Source organism: Rhodococcus sp. EPR-147 (assembly GCF_001647185.1).
Classification (GTDB): domain Bacteria; phylum Actinomycetota; class Actinomycetes; order Mycobacteriales; family Mycobacteriaceae; genus Rhodococcoides.
Map to the genome: position 1 here is coordinate 1 of NZ_LVCU01000547.1, position 7876 is coordinate 7876.

Annotated in this window: 9 protein-coding genes, 1 pseudogene and 1 riboswitch; of the genes and pseudogenes, 5 read left to right on the forward strand and 5 right to left on the reverse strand. The window is 65.5% G+C overall.

Annotated features, from left to right (window positions below; genetic code table 11):
- The 5 genes from A2J02_RS24340 to A2J02_RS24360 form a co-directional block, all read left to right on the forward strand.
- Positions 1-540, forward strand: a 540-nt coding sequence (locus A2J02_RS24340; protein WP_156516368.1) for a dTDP-glucose 4,6-dehydratase, incomplete at its 5' end; no start/stop codon positions are given.
- A gap of 54 nt (positions 541-594) precedes the next feature.
- Positions 595-713: riboswitch (cobalamin riboswitch) on the forward strand.
- Positions 714-812: 99 nt separating this feature from the next.
- Positions 813-1784: an ABC transporter substrate-binding protein gene (locus A2J02_RS24345; protein ID WP_068054844.1), complete on the forward strand. Its 972-nt coding sequence runs from the start codon at positions 813-815 to the stop codon at positions 1782-1784.
- Positions 1784-2866: a FecCD family ABC transporter permease gene (locus A2J02_RS24350; RefSeq protein WP_068054804.1), complete on the forward strand. Its 1083-nt coding sequence runs from the start codon at positions 1784-1786 to the stop codon at positions 2864-2866. Before A2J02_RS24345 ends, A2J02_RS24350 begins: the two co-directional genes overlap by 1 nt.
- On the forward strand, positions 2863-3633 hold the full coding sequence (locus A2J02_RS24355; RefSeq protein WP_197478127.1) for an ABC transporter ATP-binding protein: 771 nt from the start codon (positions 2863-2865) through the stop codon (positions 3631-3633). The genes A2J02_RS24350 and A2J02_RS24355 overlap by 4 nt, the downstream gene beginning before the upstream one ends.
- Positions 3630-4322: a (2Fe-2S)-binding protein gene (locus tag A2J02_RS24360; RefSeq protein WP_068054825.1), complete on the forward strand. Its 693-nt coding sequence runs from the start codon at positions 3630-3632 to the stop codon at positions 4320-4322. Before A2J02_RS24355 ends, A2J02_RS24360 begins: the two co-directional genes overlap by 4 nt.
- On the opposite strand, the gene A2J02_RS24365 is transcribed toward A2J02_RS24360, so the two are convergent.
- The 5 genes and pseudogenes from A2J02_RS24365 to A2J02_RS28455 form a co-directional block, all read right to left on the reverse strand.
- Positions 4319-5155 carry a glycosyltransferase family 2 protein gene (locus A2J02_RS24365; protein WP_068054827.1) on the reverse strand — a complete coding sequence of 279 codons (837 nt, stop codon included), beginning with the start codon at positions 5153-5155 and terminating at the stop codon, positions 4319-4321. The genes A2J02_RS24360 and A2J02_RS24365 overlap by 4 nt on opposite strands.
- Positions 5152-5619: a GtrA family protein gene (locus tag A2J02_RS24370; protein WP_068054828.1), complete on the reverse strand. Its 468-nt coding sequence runs from the start codon at positions 5617-5619 to the stop codon at positions 5152-5154. Before A2J02_RS24370 ends, A2J02_RS24365 begins: the two co-directional genes overlap by 4 nt.
- Complete coding sequence (locus A2J02_RS24375; RefSeq protein ID WP_068054831.1) at positions 5616-6557, reverse strand: NAD-dependent epimerase/dehydratase family protein; 942 nt, start codon at positions 6555-6557, stop codon at positions 5616-5618. The genes A2J02_RS24370 and A2J02_RS24375 overlap by 4 nt, the downstream gene beginning before the upstream one ends.
- Positions 6554-7582: a glycosyltransferase gene (locus tag A2J02_RS24380; protein ID WP_197478128.1), complete on the reverse strand. Its 1029-nt coding sequence runs from the start codon at positions 7580-7582 to the stop codon at positions 6554-6556. The genes A2J02_RS24375 and A2J02_RS24380 overlap by 4 nt, the downstream gene beginning before the upstream one ends.
- 14 nt (positions 7583-7596) lie before the next feature.
- A pseudogene (locus A2J02_RS28455) lies at positions 7597-7876 on the reverse strand (hypothetical protein); the annotation flags it as partial.

The window sequence follows — 7876 nt, forward strand, 5'->3', positions numbered from 1 at the left end:
CTGCTAGTGCGCGCCTGGACCCGCTCGTTCGGCGTCCGCTCCACCATCTCCAATTGCTCCAACAACTACGGTCCCTACCAGCACGTGGAGAAGTTCATCCCACGTCAGATCACCAACATCCTCAGTGGCTCGCGGCCCAAGCTCTACGGCGCAGGACAGAACGTGCGCGACTGGATCCATGTCGACGACCACAACAGTGCCGTGTGGGCGATCATCGACGGCGGCCGCATCGGCGAGACCTACCTAATCGGAGCCGACGGCGAAGCCAACAACCGCACCGTCCTCGAAGCGATCCTCGAAGAAACCGGCAACGCACCCGACGCCTTCGATTTCGTCACCGACCGCCCCGGCCACGATCTGCGCTATGCCATCGACTCGACCAAACTGCGTACCGAATTGGGTTGGACACCAACGTATGTCGACTTCCGGGCAGGCTTGAAAGCCACCATCGACTGGTACCGCGAGAACGAGCAGTGGTGGCGACCGCAGAAAGACGCCACCGAGGCCGTCTACGCGGCGAAAGAATCCGTCCTGCCGTAACCGACGCGGAGGCACGCTCACGCGGGATCGACACTGTGGTGCATACTGCGTGGCGAACACAAGCAAGCCAGTCGCAATGGGGGAAGCCGGTCGAAATCCGGCGCTGACCCGCAACGGTGGGCCACTGATACAGGTGGCGAGCCCGATTACCCAGCGACCGGTGTGCGACACACCTATTCGTCGTGGTCTACGAATCGGCAGTCCTGCGCGTGGCCGCTTCGTGCTGCGCACCCGACTCTCATTTCGTGGCTCTGAGCTCCAGTGAGGTCCTCATGTCACGCTCCGCCCGCATCGCCGTTCTCGCCGCGGCTGTCCTTCTCGCGGGGTGCTCCCGCGGTGACTCACTGACCGAGTCTGCACAGTCAGCGCAGTTCGATCAGCCCGTAGAGGTGACCAACTGCGACACCCTGCAGCGATTCGATTCCCCGCCTCAGCGCATCATTTCGATGAACGACCACGTCACCGAGGTCCTCATCGAGATGGGCGTGGCGGATCGGATCGTCGGAATGGGGTATCGCAATGCCGTTCCGACGCCGGAGACAGCCGATAAGTTCGCGTCGATAGACGGACTCGCCGACGAGTATCCGACCAAGGAGCAGATCCTGGATCTGGATCCGGATCTCGTCGTGGGCGGCATGCGCAGCGCTTTCGACGACAAGGAAGGGCGCTCGCGCGCGTCGTTCGCAGAGCTCGGCATCCCGACGTTCCTGTTCTCCGAGTACTGCGGCGCAGGTCTTGCCGATATCGGCATGTTGGAGACGGACTACGCGCAACTGGGCGACATCCTGGGCGTGGCCGACGCTGCGCGGGACGTCACCGACGGCGTGGTCAGCGGGCTTGCCGAGATCGACGACGCGCTGGCCGGCGTCGCCCCCACACCCACGTTCTTCTACGATTCGGGCGAGAACGAGCCCACGACGATCGGGAGTGTGGGCGTCGGGCAACTGATCGCCGATCACGCCGGAGCCGAGAACATCTTTCCCGAGGGGGATCGGCCGTACTTGGGTACGACGTGGGAACTCGTCGGCGAACGGGCCCCCGAGGCAGTCGTGGTCCTCGATTACGGCGACACGTCCGCGCAGGGCAAGATCGACTTCCTGAAAAGTCAGCCGATCATGGCGACGACGCCGGCGGTGCAGCGCGGCAATTTCGTGGTCGTTCCGCTCGACGACTTCTTCCAGAGTCCGCGACTCGTCGGAAGCGCCGAGACGATCGCGCGCGCACTGCATCCCGATCGCTTCTGATGAGCGCAGTGCTGGACAGGCCCGCCGTGGCCACAGGTCGGAGCACGCGACCGTCGCGCACCGGCTACGCCGTGATCCTGCTCCTCTCGTCGGCAGCGTTGCTCGTATCCATTGCGGCGGCCGTCTCGTTCGGGTCGGTGCGCATTCCCATCGGCGACGTGTGGGCCATCGTCGCGCACCGTCACGCGCCGGGCACCTTCGAGTCCTGGTGGACCGAGGCGCGTGCGGCGATCGTGATCGATTCGCGCCTCCCGCGGTCGCTGACCGCCGCGGTGGTGGGTGCGTCCCTGGCGCTCGCCGGTGGTGTCGCGCAGGCGGTCACGCGAAATCCGCTGGCTGACCCGTACCTGCTCGGTGTGTCCTCGGGTGCCGGTTTCGGTGTCGTGATGGTGATGACGCTCGGCATCGGCGCGGGTGCACTCGGCGCGTTCACCGTGCCCGCGGCCGCGTTCGTCGGTGCGCTGATCCCGCTGTTCTTGGCTCTCGCGATCGGCGGTCGATACCCACAGTCGACTGCGATCGTCCTCGTCGGTGTCGCAGTGGGAAGCGTGTTCACCGCTCTCATCACCCTGACGCTGCTCGTGTTCGCGGACGAACGAAGCCTGAGCGGTGTATTGCATTGGCTGGCCGGTGGTTTCGGTGACGCCCGCTGGTCGACGCTCGTGTTCCCCGTGCTGGCTCTCGTCGGAGTCGGGATGCTGGTGTCGATCACTGCGTCCAGGATGGACCTGCTCAAGACAGGCGACGACGGTGCGGCCGTGCTGGGTATGAACGTACGTCGCTTCAGGATGATGCAACTGATGGCTATTTCCCTGCTGGCGGGTGCAGCGGTATCGGTCAGTGGTGGAATCGGATTCGTCGGTCTGCTGGTGCCGCACCTCGCCGGATACGTCGTCGGCACCCGCGCAGTCAGGCTGCTGCCCCTGGCGGCGTTGTTCGGTGCGATAGCCCTCGTCGGTGCCGACACGCTCGCACGCTCGATCACGCAGAGCACCGAGGTCCCGGTAGGAGTGATCACTGCGCTCGTGGGCGCACCGATCTTCGTGTTCATGCTGTATCGCCGCTATGCAAGGGAGATCTGATGCGGCTGTCCGTGCGAGAGTTGTCCACGCGACTCGGGTCGCGAGAAGTGCTGCACAGGGTGAACTTCGACGTTGCTCCCGGCGAGGTGCTCGGTCTCGTAGGGCCGAACGGGTCCGGTAAGACGACAGCACTGCGGTGTTGTTATCGGGCTCTGACTCCCTCTGCCGGTACGGTTCTCGTCGATGGCGTCGATGCGCACACCATGAAGCGATCGGAGCTGTCGCGGACGATCGGCGTCGGGACCCAGGAGCCGCAGGCATCGGTCGGTCTGACCGTCCGCGAATCCGTAGCGCTCGGGCGCGTGCCCCACCGCGGCTGGTTCGATCGCGCCACTTCATCCGACGACGACATCGTCACCGCGTGTATGGACCGCGTCGATCTGCTCGCCTTGGCCGGCCGCGACGTCGGTGCACTGTCCGGCGGTGAGCGGCAGCGGGTGTCCATCGCGCGCGCCCTGGCGCAGCAACCGCAGACCCTCTTGCTCGACGAACCCACCAACCACCTCGACCTACGGCAACAACTGATCGTGATGAAGGCGATTCGCGACCTGGCCGCGGACGGGCTGGCCATCGTCGTGACCGTGCACGATCTGCGGTTGGCGGTGGAGTACTGCCACAATCTCGCCGTGCTCGACGGCGGGGCCGTGGTGGCGTCGGGACCGACCGCCGATGTTCTCGACGATCGGTTGCTCGCCGACGTGTTCGGCATTTGCGCGACCGTCCGGACAGGACCGCCGCGCACCATCGACATCCACGGGCTGGCATGAGCGCCTATGTGACTGCAGCAGAACGAATTCCGAGTCTGCAGCAGTATATCGTAGGACCGTTCGATCTCTGCGCGACGGTCATGCGCGACGGCGATTGGTTGCGGGCGCGGGTCGACGACACCGGCCGCCGGTGGCGGTGCACCGACGCTCGAGTGAACGGAACACTGTGGTGGTACTCGGCCAGCTCGACGATCGCGTTCGTTGCCATCGCCACCGCGATGGTCACGGGTGAGGCAGCAGATCCACGGCTGGACGGTGCGCGCTGCTTCCTGCGCCCGGACGGATATCTGGGCGGGACAGTGTCGGACAGCGTTCTCGAGGTCCCGGCATTGCCCGGGGCGTTGAACGAGACGTTCACCGGCATCGTCGACGCGTTGTCGGTGGCCTCCGGGGTACGCAGGCAGGCGTTGTGGGCGATCGCGTCGGACTCGATTGCCAACCGAAGTTTGGATGTCGGTGCTGCGCTGGGTGATCGGTCACTCGGTAGCGACGTCGCAGAATGGCTGATCGGGGAGATGGCTGCGACACTTCCCAGCCCGCGGTTCGTCGACGTCGGTGGACGACGCTTCACACGGCGTTGCTCCTGCTGCCTTCTCTACGAGACGAGCGGGGCGGACAAGTGCACCAGCTGTCCGCGTCGATCGCCGTCGGACAGGCTGCGGGGTCTCGAGGCCGCCGCGCGATACTAACTACTGCGTGACATTCGATGGCGCAGTAGCAGGTACACCGCGCGACGCATGAACGACGTCATCAGAGCCTTGGCATTACCGATGCGAACGTCGTTGTCGGACAGCAGTGTCGGGTCGCTTGCCTGCAGGGATCGGTGGAAGTCCGCGGCCTGACGTGCCTGCTGTGTCGCCAGTTCCACGCTCCACTGTCCCGAGTTGATTCGGAACGACGCCAGTGGTTGCGGAATTGCCACGATGTCGCCTCGTAGCGCAACCGCGATGAAGGTGGCCTGGTCGATCAGGTAGGGATGGCTGTTGTCCCACAGCCCGATCTCGCGGAGTTCCGACAGCTTCATCATGACGCCGCCGGGTTCGCCGAAGATGTTGGCACCGGCCCGAACTGCGGTTCTGGCGGCGACTCGGCCCGAGACCGTCCCCTGCAGTCCGCCGAGCCCGCGGGCGGCGATGACCGTCTTGCCGTAGGCGTCGATCAGCGTCCGCTGTGCGGCGACCAGAACGGCGGACGGGTTGTCGTCGAAAGCCCGCACCTGGGTGTCCAGCGCGGTGGGCGCGATGGTGTCGTCACCGCAGACGAGCTTGATCAGTTCCCCCGTGGCTTCCTCGGTGACGCGGTTCCAGTTGGCCTGCGCTCCGCCGCCGGCCGGGGTTGTCAGCAGGCGGATCCGTGGGTCGTCGAACTTCTGCGCGACGGCGAGGGTTCCGTCGGTCGACGAGTGATCGGCGATGACCAGTTCGAAGTCCGTGAACGTCTGGGCGAGAATCGAATCGATGGTCTCGGCCAGGTACTCGGCGTTGTTGTACGCCGGGACGACTACGGAAACACGGGGCGTCATGATGTGGGGGCCTGGCTCTTTCTGCGGAACGAGAAGTCGCGGTAGCCGAAGAAGCTGACGACTGCCATCACGGCTGTGACGACCAATTGTGAAGGGATGGGCGGGAAGTGGAAGACGGACACGGCGATCGTCATCAGGGAGATGTTGGCGACGAACGCGCCGAAGTTCACGACGAAGAACCGCAGCAGATCACGTAGGAAGTGACCCCGCACGCGGAACACCAGGTAGCGGTACATCGCGAACGCGCACAGCACGTTGCAGAGATAGCCGAGCACGATCGCGGCGTGGTATCCGTACTGCTCGCCGATCAGCAACTGCCACAGGATGAACCACGCGGTACCCAATGCGGTGTTGACGCCGCCGACGAGCAGGAACGCGATCTTCTGATTCTTGACGATGCGCATCAGCGGCCCCGGCGCGCCGTTCATGCCCGCCGGGGGAGCAGGAGTCTGTGGTTCGGTCATCGACCCACCGCCAGTGCCTGACGCGTCGCGAACAGGGTGGACGCGATGCCTGCGGGCAATGTTCGGTGCGTTCGGCGATCGATCTGCGGCCAGACAGTCGACCGCAGCCGTAGATCGCGACCCTGGAACACCGCGAGTGGGGACGCGGCCAGCACCACGTTCGGTCGACGGCGGAACACCGTCCGGCAGGCTCCGAGAATCGAGCCGATGGTCACGGCCTCACCGGAGGCGAAGATCTTGATCGTCGGCGATATTCGTCGCGTGGCCGACATGGCAAGGGTGTCGGCAACCATCTCGGCCGCGTCGGACACGTAGAGGTAGTCGCGCAACGTGTCCATCGGGACGTAGATGGATACGGGGGAGGCCATGAGGTATCCCCGGCACAGGTGCGAGATCAGGCCCTGCGGTTTCGCGAGGTTCTGACCCGGCCCGTAGAGGTTCGCGAACCGGCCGATGGCCACGTTGATGCCGGTGCGTTCACCGAACTCGGTCGCGATGGCCTCGGACTGCAGCTTGGCGAAACCATAGTCGCCCAACGGAACCGGGTTCGTTCCCTCGTGATGTGGGGCGCCCGTCGCGCCGGCGTAGACGCCTCCGGCGGACGAGGCGAGGAACACGGTTCCGGTGCCCGCGCGGTCGGCGGCGACAGCCTCGATGTGCGCCAGGACGGTGCGGATCAGGCCGTTCTCTTCGGCGAATTGTGCTGCGCTGGTTCCGTTCACGCCCGCGCCCGCGGCCCAGATCACGTTCCAGGTACCGTCGGCGAAGGAGTCGAAGAATTCCGAACAGCGCTGCAGCAGAGCCTGTTCGGCGGACACCGAGTCCGACCACGGGATGGTGCTGGTGTGCACCCGATGCCCGCGACGACCGGCCTCCCGGGTCACCGCAGCGCCGAGCAGCCCGCCGCTGCCGACGATCCACGTGTGCGTCGCGGTCACGCCGGCGGTGCAGGTTCGGTCGATGGCGCGGTACGACCGAGCGGGCCGTTTCCCGGGTCGGTGACGATCAGGTACGGCGGTTTGCCCATGGCCGTCTTGACGTTCACGCCCACGTACTCGGCCACCACACCGAGGGAGAACAGTGTTGCTCCGAAGCCGAACAACAGGATCACCATCGTCGATGCCCAGCCTCGTACCTCGGCGCCCGAATCGAAGACGAAGTACGACACGAGTACGTACGCCACCAGAATGAGGCCGAGTACCGCGAAGGCGATGCCGATGAAGCTGACCAGTCGCAGGCCCTTCGTGCCGCTCGAGAGCACCATCCGCCAGAAGTGCGAGAGCAAGGTGCGCAGTCGGTAACCCGATCGACGGTCCACCTCCTCGCGCAACGCCACCGGACTGGTCGTGACGTCGCCTGCGATCCAGCCGAGTGCGATGTCCAGGTATGCCTCGGAACCGGCGTAGGCGGCGACGGAGCGACCGACTTCACCGAGCACCAGGCGGTAGCTCTGATAGTCGATGGTGTTGTCCCCGGCCAGCGCCTTGGCGATCAGCCACTTCGAACCCTTGGAGGCTGCGTTGCGCCACATCCCGTGCGGTGCGACGTTGGTGGGCTTGGCGTAGACGACGGTGGACTGCTGGTCGAGGGCCGTATCCAGCATGCCGCCGATCGCCTCCGGATCGTGCTGCCCGTCCTCGTCCATCGTGACGATCCACTCGCCGCCGCTCGAGGCCATGCCGGCGAGGGTGGCGGGGTGCTGACCGAAATTGCGGCTCAGCCACACCCCGCGAACGAACGTGTGCGCGGCCGTGAGCTGGCGAATCACCGCGGCAGAGTTGTCGGGTCCGTGATCGAAGACGAGCAGAACTTCCTCGACGATCATCGGCCGCCCGACGGGGGTGTGCGTCACCTGCGTCAGCGGAAGGATCTCGTCCATCAACGCGCTGAGCGTCCGTTCGCCCTGGTAGACCGGTACCACGATGGAGATGCGGTGCGGATCAGCAGCAGAGTCGTCGGACATCACGAGGTCTGAGCCTATCTGCTCGACGTCCCAGCGCCGAACTCCCGAGAACTCGAATTTCTGCGCCGTCGCACATCGAGCACCACCAGGCCGACCAGCAACAGCGTCCCGCCGGCCATCGCAGCCAGTCCGAGTCGTTCGCCGGGCGGTCGGAAGGTGATCTGCAGGTCCGCGTTCTCGGTGCCGGGCGGCAGGTCGACGTAGAGGAAGATGTCGGCCAGCCCCTTCGTCTGCAGCTCCTCACCATTCAGCGTCGCGGTGTAGCCGGGCCAGGCCAGACGCGAGAACACGACG